The 12,688-nt window shown below is 67.6% G+C and carries 9 protein-coding genes; all 9 read right to left on the bottom strand.

Features of this window, described 5'->3' with window-relative positions:
• Positions 1-130 precede the first annotated feature (130 nt).
• The 9 genes from DMX10_RS18285 to DMX10_RS18245 all read right to left on the bottom strand — a co-directional run bounded on the left by DMX10_RS18285 (position 131) and on the right by DMX10_RS18245 (position 11,748).
• On the bottom strand, positions 131-1,063 hold the full coding sequence (locus DMX10_RS18285) for a hypothetical protein (protein ID WP_111262379.1): 933 nt from the start codon (positions 1,061-1,063) through the stop codon (positions 131-133).
• Between the two features lie 74 nt (positions 1,064-1,137).
• On the bottom strand, positions 1,138-3,540 hold the full coding sequence (locus DMX10_RS18280) for a hypothetical protein (protein ID WP_111262378.1): 2,403 nt from the start codon (positions 3,538-3,540) through the stop codon (positions 1,138-1,140).
• Positions 3,537-4,700 (bottom strand): hypothetical protein, encoded by a 1,164-nt coding sequence (locus tag DMX10_RS18275; protein ID WP_111262377.1) that lies wholly within the window; start codon positions 4,698-4,700, stop codon positions 3,537-3,539. The genes DMX10_RS18280 and DMX10_RS18275 overlap by 4 nt, the downstream gene beginning before the upstream one ends.
• Positions 4,670-6,115, bottom strand: a complete 1,446-nt coding sequence (locus DMX10_RS18270) for an alkaline phosphatase family protein (RefSeq protein ID WP_111262376.1) — start codon at positions 6,113-6,115, stop codon at positions 4,670-4,672. Before DMX10_RS18270 ends, DMX10_RS18275 begins: the two co-directional genes overlap by 31 nt.
• Positions 6,108-7,328 (bottom strand): metabolite traffic protein EboE, encoded by a 1,221-nt coding sequence (eboE, locus tag DMX10_RS18265; RefSeq protein ID WP_111262375.1) that lies wholly within the window; start codon positions 7,326-7,328, stop codon positions 6,108-6,110. Before eboE ends, DMX10_RS18270 begins: the two co-directional genes overlap by 8 nt.
• Positions 7,325-8,209: a TatD family hydrolase gene (locus DMX10_RS18260; RefSeq protein ID WP_111262374.1), complete on the bottom strand. Its 885-nt coding sequence runs from the start codon at positions 8,207-8,209 to the stop codon at positions 7,325-7,327. The genes eboE and DMX10_RS18260 overlap by 4 nt, the downstream gene beginning before the upstream one ends.
• Before the next feature lie 22 nt (positions 8,210-8,231).
• Positions 8,232-8,984: an EboA domain-containing protein gene (locus tag DMX10_RS18255; protein ID WP_236204882.1), complete on the bottom strand. Its 753-nt coding sequence runs from the start codon at positions 8,982-8,984 to the stop codon at positions 8,232-8,234.
• A complete protein-coding gene (locus DMX10_RS18250) occupies positions 8,981-9,859 on the bottom strand; it encodes a UbiA family prenyltransferase (protein WP_371921704.1) in 879 nt (292 codons plus the stop codon). The genes DMX10_RS18255 and DMX10_RS18250 overlap by 4 nt, the downstream gene beginning before the upstream one ends.
• Before the next feature lie 8 nt (positions 9,860-9,867).
• On the bottom strand, positions 9,868-11,748 hold the full coding sequence (locus DMX10_RS18245; protein WP_111262371.1) for a 3-dehydroquinate synthase: 1,881 nt from the start codon (positions 11,746-11,748) through the stop codon (positions 9,868-9,870).
• Between the last annotated feature and the right edge of the window lie 940 nt (positions 11,749-12,688).

Below are 12,688 nucleotides of genomic sequence, written 5' to 3'. Positions count from 1 at the left end.
GTGCGTTGGTCGCTGCGGGCGCGGTGGGGGCGGGTGTTTGCTCGCGCAGGTTGCAGCTGGCACAGGCGAGGGCCAGCAGCGCCAGCCCGGTGAGACGGAAACTCGGATTCATGGCGGCTCTCCTTGCCGGTCAGGGCTTGCGGGACTGGAGCTTGTTCCATTGCGCCTCGGCGCCGTTGTCCTGGGACGCCGGCGGGTTGAACAACTGGCAGGGCTGCGGGTTCACCGGGCACTTCTTGGCCACCTGGTCCCAGGTTTGCGCCGGGTCCGGTTTGTCGGTACGGAAGTTGACGTAGTTCTGGCTGACGATGGGCGCGTTGGCGACGCTGGCGTCCCCGGAGAAGTAGAACGACTGCGGGTGGCGGAACAGCGGCTGGCCGGGGGCTGCGCGGGTGGCGTCCTTGTAGAAGGCGTAGCCGAACAGGATCGGCCCCTGGGGCGACTGCACGTCCAGCGCATAGGCCTGCACGCTGCCGCGCAGGTTCTGGCTGCGGGTGGGGCTGTAGGGCAGGTGCTGGACGAAGTCCTGGCGTGCCGGGTGGTTCATGGGCGAGAAGGCGCAGCACTCGGGCATGTCTTTGGGCCGGTCCTCGTAGGTGAGGAAGAAGGCCTTGTTGCCCAGGGAGACGAAGGAGCAGGTGTAGTTGTTGTCCTTGATCGGGAAGATCGGCAGGCAGTACTTCTCGTAGTGCTCCATCATCGCGCCGTAGCCGTCGCCATCGGCGGGGATGTAGGTGGTGTCGTAGTAGCTGGTGCCCCTGGATACGGTGTAGTCGGCGGGTTTGAGGGTGCTGGGCGGGTTGCTGTAGGGCGGCGGGTTCTTCTCGTAGTTCTGGGTGACGCGGAACATGGTCCAGTCGCTGATCCAGGTGGCGGGGAAGAACGGATCGCTGGGCTCACCGGGCTTGCGCTCGGCGATGCAGTTGCCGTTGCTGGCGTCGCACCCGAGGGTGTTGTGCACGCCGTTGGTGAAGAACACGTCGCCTTCGTCATCGGCGGCGATGGCGGGTTGGCCGAGCAGTGCGAGGGGCAGCAGCCAGGCGAGCAGTCGGGTTTTCCTCATGGGGACACTCCTTCGTAACGGGCAGGGCGGGCGAGCGGTGCCGGCCCGCCTGCGGGTTCCAGGTCTACGACGGTTCAGGTCAGGGGCCGGGGCGGGTAGTTGAGCTTCACCAGCTCGTTGGCCCAGCGTTCCAGCACCGCGCGCCGGCTCTGCGGCAGGTCGCGGGTGATGGGCATGGCAAGGGTGCTTTCCTCCTGGTAGGGCTTGCTGACCAGGCGGATCAACTGGTCGATGGCGCCCTCGATGCGTTGCAGGGAGTTCAGCGGCATGTACTTGTCCATGATCGGGTAGAGGTAATAGAACGGCTCGAAGATGCGCGGGTAGATGAAGCCCTCCCAGATCTGCACCCGCGCATCCTGTTGGGTGCACACCTTGTTCCAGGCCGCGACGAATTCACCCATCAGCCCGGGCTCGTCCGGCAGCACCCGCAAGGGCGCGAGGAAGTCGGTGTAGGCGGTGGGGTAGTCGAAGCTGAAGGGCACCGCAGGCGCAGCGCCAGGGCCGTCCTGGACGAAGAAGCGCAGGGTCGGGAAGCCGGCGGCGATGGCCTTGACCGTCACCTGGGCGATGCCGTTGGCGTCGGTGGTGATCTGCGTGAGGCTGTAGTCCACCGTGGCGCCGTTATCCAGCACGCCCGTACGCGGGATGGACGGGACGAACTGCAGGCAGGGCGCCAGGCTGACGCCGGCCGGAGTGGCCTTGACGTGCTGGTAGTTGATGGTGGCCGTAGGGGCGTCGCTCGCCGGCAGCACCTGCTGCAGGCTGCGGCCGGCGCCCTCGCTGACCAGGCTCGCCGGCGCCTGGGTGCCGGCGAACTGCGGCAGCAGCGTGGCGTTGTTGTTGCGGTTCGCGGGGTCGTCTGCGATCAGCCCGAAATCCACGTCATTGCCGAAGGCCAGGAAGTAACTGCTGGTGGTCAGCATGTAGGGGTTGTTGTATTCCGCCACCCACAGGGTGGTGCCGGCCGGTGCGGGCAGGCCGTCAAACTGCACCATGATCTGCAGGGTGCGGGTGTCCCCGACGTCGATGAAGGTGCCGCTCTCGATCACTTCGGCGGTCCACATCCGCTGCTGGGCAGCGAGCATCGGGCTGGCGCCCTGGGTCAGCAGGGCCAGGGTGCCGGCCTGGGTCCTGGGCACGGCATCCTTCACGGGCAGGTCCACCAGGCCCGCGCGCTTGTCGAAGGCGGCCTGGGCGTACTGGGCGTAGGCGAGGTCGGCCAGGGGCTGGAACTGGCCGTTCTGCTGGATGCCGACCTGGAAATCGCCCAGCTGGAGCTTCTCGCACTCCGGAACGGTCGCCTCGGTCGCCTTCAGCGGCTGGAAGGGGAAGCCGGTACCGAGGTCCAGGGACAGCAGGTCGCCCTGGGCCTGGGCGGAGATCACCCCCAACTGGATGGTCGATCCCGGCCTGCCGCCCGGGATCGGGAAATCGCCGACCGGCTCCAGCCGGCGACCGGCCGGAGCCGTGGGGTACTCGTCCGCGAACCACAGGCCCAGCACGCCGGCGGTGCGGCTGTAGGCCGGGTTGAAGAAGATGTCGGCGACGTTGTCCAGGCCCTTCTGGTACATGTCCTGCAACGCCTGTTGCTGCACGGCCAGGGTCTTCAGGCACTGCTGGCATTCAGCGCACTGGGGATCGGTCGCGCAGGTGTTGCAGCCGGGCCCGCCGGTGCGGGTCACCACCTTCGGGTAGTCGTTGAAGATGCCGTTGCGGTCGTAGTAGGTCAGGTAGGTGGTGAAGCGGAACATCAGGCCCCTGGCGTTCTGCGCCTCCATCTGTTGCTGCAGGGCCTTGAGCAGGGCCGAGTCGCCCAGCTGCCACTGCAGGTTCTCGCGGGGGAAGCAGGTCTGCCAGGTGGTGGTGACCGTATTCAGGCCCTGCACGGCCCCCCAGTTGAAGTTGAGGAAGCGGTCGAGCATGCGGTAGGCGCGCTTGGCCGTGAGACCGCAGGTGGCGTCGCCCAGTACCAGGCGGTCGAAGTACAGCGCGGTGAAGGTGTTCTGCCAGGGGCTGATGTCGACGAAGCGCGCCGGGGTGGGCTTGTCGCTGCCGAAGGGGTTGCCCAGCAACTGGAAGCCCTTGCCCACGATGGGGTCCTGCTCGATGTAGCTGTTGGCCTGCAGCTCGCCACCGATGATCAGCGAGCGGATGTCGTTGTAGTCCACGGTGCCGCAGGCGTTGTCGCCGAACAGGTCCCATTCCGCCGGGATCTGCGGCAGGCCGCTGTTGGCGCTGTTGTTGGGCACCTGCAGCACGTAGTCCGGCACCTGGGCCTCGGGCAGCGGGGCGATCATCCAGGGCAGCACCTTGTCCCGCGCGTTGGCGGGGTTGATGCCGAAGCTCTCCAGGAAGGGCCAGTTCAGGTCCATCTTCGCCGCGTCGTAGAGCGGGTAGATGTCGTTGTTGTTGGCCGTTGGCGGGTTCCAGAAGAAATGCCCGTTGAGGTAGAGGCGGGGGAAGTTCAAGACGCTCATTGCTGTCCTCCTTGACGCTTCCACTGGGCGCGTTTCAGCGACCAGACGAAGTCCAGTTTGTTGTAGCCGGCGAAGGCCGAATCCGGCAGCGGCTCGGTGGGGTAGACGATCCCGTCCTGTTGCGGCAGCGCGAAGTTGAAGTAGCCCTTCTTCGCGGAATAGGCCGCAGTGTCGTGGCAGGCGAGGCACGATGACTGGCTCTGGAAGGCCGACTCCAGCTGGGAGTTGGCCAGCAGCTTGGGCGCGCCGCCCGCCGTGTGCTGCACGCCGATCAGCTCGTACTGGGCGAGGGCCGGGTACTGCGACTGGAAGCTGGCGTTGACCGGTTGCGCGGCGCTGGTGGGCCCGGTGCTGTTGGTCATGGGCTTGGGCGGGATGTCGTTGGTGACGGTGTACTTGCTGTTGTTGCGGTTCTCGAAGGTGGTCCAGACCCAGTCATCGGTGAGCTTGTTGATGACGTGCATGCCGCTCAGGGCCGCGTAGCCCACCTGGTACTGGCTGCCGTTCTGCAGGTAGTAGGCCTGGACGATGTAGTAGCCGTCGTTGGCCAGGGTCTTCATGAAGGCCTGGTCGTTGCCGATCCAGATCCATGCCGTCTTCAGTTCCCAGGCGGCGGCGGGAAAGGCCAGATTGGCGGTGAGCGCGGCCTGGCCGTCGACGTTGTAGACACCCTTGTCGACGATGTAGCCGAAGGTGTCCCTGCCCATCAGCAACTGGAAGCGCACCGGCTTGCCCCTCTGCGCCGCCGGCACATTGCCGCCCATCTCCAGGATCAGGCCGTCGACCTGCTGGGTGCTGTCGAGGTTGTGGAAGGTGCGCGTGGTGTCCATGCCCATGGCCTGCGCGGCCTTGACCACGGCGACCGGCGTGGGCTCGCGCTGTTCATAGGGCAAGGGTTTGCTGCCATCGGGCAAAAATACCTGGTCGGTGGGCTTGAGGCCCTCCCAGACACGGTCGGCGCTGTCCTGGGCTTGTGGATGGTTGAGGCAGACGAACCAGTCCCAGGCCAGGGTCTCGGGGGATTGTTCGAATGCCTTGCGCACCTCTTCCGGCTTGCCTCCGTACTCGAAGAAGGCGGTGCAGTCGAAGGCGGGTTGGCTCTGGGCCTGGGCCAATCCGGCCAGGGCGCTCAGTACTGCAAGGGGGAGGGCTCGTTGCATGGGGTCTCCTTGGCTATGGCCTTGTCGAGAGTTCGGTGCCCCAGGAAGTACTGCAGGAGCAACTGTTTTACCGCGGTGACCGGCAGGCGGTCCGGTAAAGGCAAGTCGCAATCGGTGATGAGCAGCGGGCCATCCTGGTCGCTGCGGGGAAGTCGGCCGTGGCTCCCGCGTACCAGGCGGGTGTCCAGCGGAATCAGGTCCATGTAGTAGCGGAACCCCAGCTTCTTGCGCAGCAGGCGCCGCGCCACGCGGAGCTTGGGCAGGGTGATGGCGGGGTCGATGAACAGTTCCAGCGGGTCGTAGCCGGGTTTGCGGTGGATGTCGACGGTGCGGGCGAAGTCGGGCGCCTTGGCGTCGTCGAGCCAGTACTGGTAGTCGAACCAGTGCCCGGGGGCGGCGATCGCCACCAGGTCGCCGCTGCGCGGGTGCTCCAGCTGCCAGGCACGCTGCTCGGCACGGTCCAGCAGCCGTTCGATGCCGGGTTCGCGCTCGAGCAGGGCGCGCACCCTGGACAGGTCCTGTTCGCGGCGCAGGTAGATGTGCGCGACCTGGTGGTCGGCCACCGCGAAGGCCGCGCTGGCGCCCGGGTCCAGCAGCTCCCAGCCCAGGGACTGGCGCACCTGCAGCCAGCCATCGGCACGCAGCAGGCGGTTGATGGAGATGGAGCGCTCGACCGCCTCGATGCCGTATTCGGACACCAGCATCACCGCGGCGCCGCGCGCCTGGGCGAAGGCCAGCAGGCGGCCCACCTCGGTGTCGATGGCGCGCACCTCGGCGGCGATGCCGGGGTGGTCGGGGCCCAGGCGCTGCAGGTCGTAATCCAGGTGCGGCAGGTAGACGAGCTGCAGGTGCGGGCGGTTGATCTCGAACTCGGCCATGGCGCAGTCGACTATCCAGCGGCTGGAGCCGATGCCGGCGGCCGGCCCCCAGAAGTGCTGGAAGGGGAAGGTGCCGATGCGCTGCTCGATCGCCTGGTGCAGGCCGTCGGGCGCTGAGTAGAGGCCGAATTCCTTGCGCCCGTCGGCGGGGTAGTGGGGGCGCGGGGTGATGGAGGCGCCGACGTCGGCGTACATGTTGTACCACCAGAACAGCTGGCTGCAGCGGAAGCCGGGCAGCTCGCGGGCCAGCACGTCCCAGACCTTCTCGCCCTGGACCAGGGCGTTGGGTTGCAGCCAGAAACGCACCTCGGCCTGGTCGCGGAAGTACCAGCCGTTGCCGACGATGCCGTGCCCGGAAGGCGGCAGACCGGTGAGCATGGACGACTGCACGGTGGTGGTGACCGCCGGGAACACCGGCTGCATGCAGGCCATGCGTCCACGGCCTAGCAGCGCGTTGATGTGCGGTGTGTTCTCGCCCAGCAGGGAGGGGGTCAGGCCGACCACGTCGACCAGCAGCAGGGGCCTGGGCTCAAGCATGCTGCACCTCCCGTCGCGGCTCGCAGGCAAGGGCGCCATGCCGTTGCAGTTGCCCCTGCACCCAGTCCAGCTCGGCGACGATGCCGCTCGCCAGGGCGGCTTCGGAGCCGGGCCGCAAGGCCTCGGGCAGCACCATCCAGCTGTAGGTCTCCACCTCCAGCACGGGGCGGAAGTCCGGGTGCTGGGCCAGGTACTCGAAGACCCGGCCCAGGGCCTGCTGGCTGCCGCCCAGTTCCGGCAGCTGGAAGCGCTCGCTGAACAGGGGCACGTGGAAGTGCACACGCAGCTCGCTGCAACCGGCCAGGGCCGGGTCGAGGAGGGCGGCGGGCAGGTCCGCCCAGGCCAGCAACTGGCCGCTGCGGTGGCGCGCCTTGGCCTGGTGCAGGTAGGTGCCTTCGGCGAAACCACCGAGCACCTGCAACACCTCCTCGCGGCGCTGTCCATCCCCGGGCAGGCGGCACACCAGGGCGTTGGAGAGCTGGATCTTGCCGATGGCGATGCCGGCCTGGCGCAGGCGTGACAGGGCTGCGTGGCAGTCCTCGAACAGCACCGCCTGGTGGCAGACGTCGAAGCACAACGCCAGGTGGTCGTGGTTGGGGTCCCGTGCCTGCCAGTGGGCGAAGAAGGCCAGGGCCTGGTCGGTGTGCTCCAGCACGCAGTCGGGCTCCATTTCCAGGCACAGGCGGATGTTCTTGCCGGTCCTGCGCTTCAGCTCCGTGAGGGCTTCGGTCAGTTGCAGCAGGTGCATTTCCGCGCGGGCCAGGTGTTCGATCGACCAATCGGCGGCATAGCCCAGGGGGACGCTGGAAATCACACCCTGGTCGCAGTCCTCGGGCAGCGCCTCGGCCAGCAGCGCGGCCAGTTGCAGGCTGTAGTCCAGGCGCGGGGATTCGGACCAGTCCGGCCGGTAGACACCGCTCTTCACCTGGCCGCCATGGAAGCGCCCATGGGGGAAGCCGTTGAGGGAGGTCAGGCGCAGCCCGCTGTCTTTCAGCAGGGCGAGGAACGCCGCGCGCGGGCCGGGCTGCTGCAGTTCGGCGGCGGCCCGGGCGCTGATCCACAGGCCGCTGTCCTGTTCGGCCAGGCCGCGCTGCCGGCGCACGGCCTGGAACGGCCCGGCGATGGAGGCGCGCAGGGCGGCCAGGTCATGGGCCGGGTGCACGTTGCCGCAGTAGCCGAGCCGGGGCGGGGTCCATCCCATTGCCGGGCTCATCGCACCACCGGTTCCTGGCCCCGCAGCGCGGAGTTGTCCTGCCACTTGCGGCGCTGGTCGATGGGCAGCAGGGTGGCGACGGCGGCCTTGTCCAGCTGGCCGCTCTGGGCGAAGAAGTCCACCGGGTTGTGGAACAGCACCTGTTCCACCTGGGCTTCGCTGAAGCCGGCCTGGCGCATGGCGTCGGCCGTCTTGGGCACCTTGAGCGGGTCGCTCACGCCCCAGTCGGCGGCGCTGTTGACCACCATCTTCTCGGTGCCGTACTGCTGCAGCAGGGCGACCATGCGCTGCTCGGACATCTTGGTGTTGGGGTAGATGGAATGCCCGCGCCAGCAGCCGCTGTCGAGCACCAGGGGCAGGGTCAGTTCGTTGAGGTGGTCGATCAGCACGCGGTCTTCGGCGATGCCGACTTCACGGATGACAGCCAGGGTGCGCTTGGTGCCGCCGATCTTGTCGCGGTGCGGGGTGTGCACCAGGACCGGCAGGTCGAACTGCCTGGCCAGCTCCAGTTGCAGGGCGAGGAAGCGGTCTTCCTCCGGGGTGATGTCGTCATAGCCGATCTCGCCGACGCCGACCACGCCATCCTTCACCAGGTAGCGGGGCAGTATCTCCAGCACCTCGTTGGCCAGCCCCAGGTTGTTGGCCTCCTTGGGGTTGAGGCCGATGGTGCAGAAGTGGTGGATGCCGAACATGCTGGCGCGGAAGCGTTCCCAGCCCACCAGGGTGTCGAAGTAGTCGACGAAGCTGCCCAGGCTGGTGCGCGCCTGGCCTTGCCAGAAAGCCGGCTCGATGACCCCGGTGATGCCGGCGGCGGCCATGTTCTGGTAGTCGTCGGTGGTGCGGCTGACCATGTGGATGTGCGGGTCGAAATAGGTGGGCATGTCGGCGTCCTTCGCGTTGTCGTTATCGGTGTTGAAGAGGCAGGTCGCCGGGCAGCCAGCCGCTTGGCAGGCGTCCCTGGCGGTGATGGGCGTCGAGGCGCTGTAGCTGGTCGGGCGCCAGCAGTGGCCACGCCAGCAGGTGCGAAATGGCAGGTGGCGCGGGGCGGTCGGCGGCCAGGCGCTCTTCCAGCATGTCCAGCGCCAGCTGGTTGAGTTCGCGGCTGCGGCGCGGCGCCAGGCCCAGGACGCGGCGCAGGTCCAAATCCATGCCGACACCCTTGAGCATGAGGAGGTGGAAGGCCCGCTCGGGGTAGTGCCGGGCCGGGTAGGGGTTGTCCAGGGCGAGGGCGGCGAACACCTCGCAGCTGTTGGTACGCCCGGCGAACAGCGCCAGTTCCAGGCTGGCGCCCTGGCCGTCGAGCCAGTCCAGGGCCCGCAGGGCGGCGGCTTTCTCCTGGTCATCGCCCCACTCGAAATAGCGCTGCAGCAGGGTTGCCCGCCCGGGGCCGGCGTCGGCCTCCAGGGCCTGGGCGAGGAGCAGGGCGCGTGCCAGGGCCGCGCGCGTCCACGGCAGGTCGGCCACCAGGGCATCGCCGATCTGGCGTCGGCACGGGCCACTGAGCCGCATCAGCGCCTGTATGTCGGGCTGCGCGGCGAGCCGTTCGCGGGCCTGGTTCCACCAGGCCAGGGCGGCGCCGGTCAATTCGTCGCGCAGGGCCTGGTGCAGGTCGGCGATGCGATCGCTACCGAGCTGGAGCGTGGTCGGGCTGTTCATGTCGGTTTCACCCATTGCTGCAAGCGCGGCAGCAGGAGGAAGACGCCCACGCAGGCCAGGCTGCCCAGCGGATAGCCGGCGAGGGCCAGGACCATGGCGTCGATCAGCGGCAGCGCGGTCAGCCCCGCGCCGATGAAGGCGCGCACGTTGCGCCGCTCGGGCGCCGCCAGGTGGCGCCGGTAGCTCAGGCCCAGCCAGCCGAGCCACAACAGCAACATGAGCCAGAACCACAGGCCCTGGGCATGGACCGCCAGGGCCAGCGGGCTGAGCATCAGCAGCAGCGGCGCCAGGCTCGCCAGCTGGTTGAGGTGCTCCTGCCGGGCCACGTAGGTCAGCCCGCTGATGTAGGTGCCCAGCAGCAGGGCGCACAGCCACAGCGGCGCCGGCGGGGCGGTGAGGCTGGCCGCGGCGGTGAGGTAGAGGGCCGCGCGGCAGCCGCCCATGAACCAGACGCTGTGGGCGTGGCGCTTGTGCAGCAGGTTGTAGGCGAGGATCAGCCCGAGCAGCAGTGCGGCACTGCCCAGCAACCAGCCGGGCCGTGCGATCAGTTGGCTCAGGCCCAGCAGCGCGGCGGCGGCCAGCAGCAACAGCGCGGTGCTGGCCAGCGCCACCTGCTGCCGGGTGACCAGCCCGAGGGCGATGGGCCGTGGGTTGTGGTGGCGGCTGTCCCAGTCGGCGTCCATCAGGTCGTTGAGCAGCATGCCGGCCAGGTAGAGGGCCGATGCGGCCGCCAGCAGCAGGGCCCAGGCCAGCGGGGAGGGCGGGGCGAGGGCGCTCGCGCTGCTGGCCAGCAGGGTGGCGGCCAGGGCGTTGGTCCAGACGGTGGGGAGGTTGGAGATGCGCCCCAGGGTCATCCAGGTCCGCAGGCTGGGCATCGGCTGGCTCATCGCGCGTAGCCCTCGGTCCAGGCCGGCTCGCGTGGGCGCATCTCGACCAGTCGTTGCAGGGCCAGCTCCATGGTCGGCTGGTCGATCTGGTGGACATCCACGGCGCGGCCGATGCGTTCGAGCATGGGGATGGACAGCTCGCCCCCCAGGTGCTGGCGGAAATCCTCCAGCCCTTGCAGCACGCGCAGGTTGCCCTGGTCATCGCGCAGGCTCAGTTCGGGCGGCGACAGGTTGAAGCCGAGCCGGGCCAGGAGGCTGAGCAGGCGCTGGGCCTCATGCTCCGCGAGAAGCCCGAGGGTCTTGGCGTACAGGGCATCCAGGGCCATGCCGACGGCCACCGCCTCGCCATGGCGCAGGCGGTGCTGGCTGAGTTTCTCCAGCTTGTGCGCCGCCCAGTGGCCGTAGTCCAGGGGCCGACCGTTGCCGCGCTCGAAGGGATCGCCGCCCCGGGTGATCTGCTCCAGGTGCAGCTCGGCGCAACGGCGGATGGCATAGCGGCTGGGCTCATGGGCGAAGGCGGAGAGGGCGTCGGCCTGTTCTTCCAGCCAGGCGAAGAAGGCCGCGTCCTTGATCGCCGCCACCTTGACCGCTTCGGCCAACCCGGCCAACTGGTCGCGCCGGGGCAGCCCGAGCAGCAGCTGGAAGTCGTTGATCACCGCGTTGGCGGGCTGGAAGGCACCCAGGAGATTCTTCTGCTCGAAGGCGTTGATGCCGTTCTTCACGCCGACGCCGGCATCGTTCTGCGCCAGCACGGTGGTGGGGATGCGGATCAGGCGCACGCCACGGTGGAAGGTCGCACAGGCGTAGCCCACGGCATCCAGCAACGCACCGCCGCCCAGCGCGAGCACGTAGCAGTGCCGGTCGAGGCCGTGTTCGAGCATCTGCCCATAGAGGCGTTGCAGCACATCGGGCGTCTTGCAGGACTCGCCGGCGGGCACGGCGATGGGATCGGCCAGCAGCTTCAGGTCACTCGCGCGGGACTGGAAATAGCCCTGGATCTGCGCGGCCAGGGCAGGGTTGCTGCGCAGCAGGTCCGCGTCGGCGAAGACCATGGCGCTTGCGGGGCGGGTGCCGTTGTCGGTCAGCTGGCGATGCAGGCAATCGTTGTTCGCGGCGAACAGGTGCTCGGTGAACAGCACCGGGTAGCGGTAGGTGACGGTGAAGGAACCCTCCAGCTGGCGGGTGTCGGAGGCGGCCGTGGTGAGGTCGCGACGTGCCAGCAGGCCACGGCCCGCCAGGAACAACGCCGGCAACAGCATGCTGGCCATCACCGCCAGGAGCAGGACCTGGTCCTCGGCGACGAAACTGCCGAGCGCGCCGTAGACCGCGGCCAGGCCCGCATTGGCCAGGGTGGTGATGACCAGGAAACGTCGCAGCGGATAGCGCTGCATGCCGGCGGCGAGTACCGAGGTTTCCGCCAGTACGGGCACGCCACGCAGGCAGATCAGCGACCAGGTGTTGAGCCGGTTGGCCAGGCGCCCGGCCTTGCGCCAGTCCTCGATGTCCAGCAGCCCGGAGGCGATGCGGAAGTACCCGGCCCCCAGCCAGTAGCCCAGCAACGACCCCAGGCACAGGCCGACGAAGATCACCAGGTAGCCGCCTACGGCCCCCAGTACCGCAACCGCCAGGAGCGACACCATGCTTGACGGCACCGGCAGCACCACATCCAGGGCCAGCAACGCGATGACGAGAACGGCGAGGTTGAGCGCACGCACGGGGTCCGCAGGCTGCTGGCCAAGGCTCGCCAGCAGGCGCTGCATGGGTTCTTCGAAAAGGAGGAAGCTGACGATCACCAGCACCGCGAACAGTGCGAGCGACAGGCACAAGTGTTCCCACGGGCCTCTACGCGAGAGGACATGACTCATCAGGCGCTTCATCAAGTTCCCTTTGTTCTTCTGGTTGATTTCCCTATCCCTGGCGAGGCTGTGCTTCGTCAGGTCCAGCGTTCACGTCCTGAGCGGCTGGGGTGCATGTCCACGGTGACTGCGTAATTGCAACGTAGACAGTGGGGTTGTTTTTGCAAGCAAGCCGATGACCGCTGCATGCAGCTCAGGCTGCAGAATGAAAAGCTGTCGGATAGCTCAGGAAACCGAGCCGGCAGACGCAGGCCGCGAAATCCGTGACCTTGCAGCAAAACACGATCCGGGTTGCCGCTCGGGGCGACGGTCAAGCGGTTATGGATACCGGGTGCCGTGATGAGGAATGGCTCTAGCCGAGCGAAATGATGATGACTCAGAGACGTTACAGGTCCTGCTGCACAAGTCTGGGAGTGGATGCTTGCACACCTGTGGCACTGGTCATGGCCGGGCACTGCCTTCGGCTCTTCAATTGCAAGATTTTCTGACTTATATCGTGAGCCGTAATCATGCTGAGAAGCCTTCACGTGTCGCACGCGCCAGCCAGAAACACACTTGTCGCGGTGCGGGCTCAAACTGGTCGACTCCGTGAGTCGCCGCTCTGGTGATCGACAAACAGCCCATGAGGTTGTGCATGATGCCTGTGTCCGCCGGCTGCTGCCCCGAGAGGGAAGGGGCGCGCCCCTGGCGCTATGAAGATCATCCCTGATCGCGCCATCAGTCGCTATCACGGCGAGCGGCGCCGTCGGGAATCGGTGGATGACCAGGCGGAACTGCTGAAGACCAATGACCCTGAAGCTGTTCGTCCTCGCTATATAGCCAGCTGATGCGCAACAGCAACAACACCATTCATCCGTCGGGCAGCAAGTCTTCCTCCCAGCGGCATGCCGCCGGACCGACGAAAACTTCACGGACACCCGACAGGCGCTTCACGCCTCCGTCCCTAACCTCCCTTGCAACT

The organism is Pseudomonas sp. 57B-090624 (genome assembly GCF_003234055.1).
Taxonomy (GTDB): domain Bacteria; phylum Pseudomonadota; class Gammaproteobacteria; order Pseudomonadales; family Pseudomonadaceae; genus Metapseudomonas; species Metapseudomonas tohonis.
This window is presented reverse-complemented; position numbering and strand designations above follow the sequence as displayed.

What these genes read in the sequence shown, in the direction of transcription:
- DMX10_RS18285 (WP_111262379.1), bottom strand. Translation starts at nt 1,063, where the DNA reads ATGAGGAAAACCCGACTGCTCGCCTGGCTGCTGCCCCTCGCACTGCTC.
- DMX10_RS18280 (WP_111262378.1), bottom strand. Translation starts at nt 3,540, where the DNA reads ATGAGCGTCTTGAACTTCCCCCGCCTCTACCTCAACGGGCATTTCTTC.
- DMX10_RS18275 (WP_111262377.1), bottom strand. Translation starts at nt 4,700, where the DNA reads ATGCAACGAGCCCTCCCCCTTGCAGTACTGAGCGCCCTGGCCGGATTG.
- DMX10_RS18270 (WP_111262376.1), bottom strand. Translation starts at nt 6,115, where the DNA reads ATGCTTGAGCCCAGGCCCCTGCTGCTGGTCGACGTGGTCGGCCTGACC.
- eboE (WP_111262375.1), bottom strand. Translation starts at nt 7,328, where the DNA reads ATGAGCCCGGCAATGGGATGGACCCCGCCCCGGCTCGGCTACTGCGGC.
- DMX10_RS18260 (WP_111262374.1), bottom strand. Translation starts at nt 8,209, where the DNA reads ATGCCCACCTATTTCGACCCGCACATCCACATGGTCAGCCGCACCACC.
- DMX10_RS18255 (WP_236204882.1), bottom strand. Translation starts at nt 8,984, where the DNA reads ATGAACAGCCCGACCACGCTCCAGCTCGGTAGCGATCGCATCGCCGAC.
- DMX10_RS18250 (WP_371921704.1), bottom strand. Translation starts at nt 9,859, where the DNA reads ATGCCCAGCCTGCGGACCTGGATGACCCTGGGGCGCATCTCCAACCTC.
- DMX10_RS18245 (WP_111262371.1), bottom strand. Translation starts at nt 11,748, where the DNA reads ATGAAGCGCCTGATGAGTCATGTCCTCTCGCGTAGAGGCCCGTGGGAA.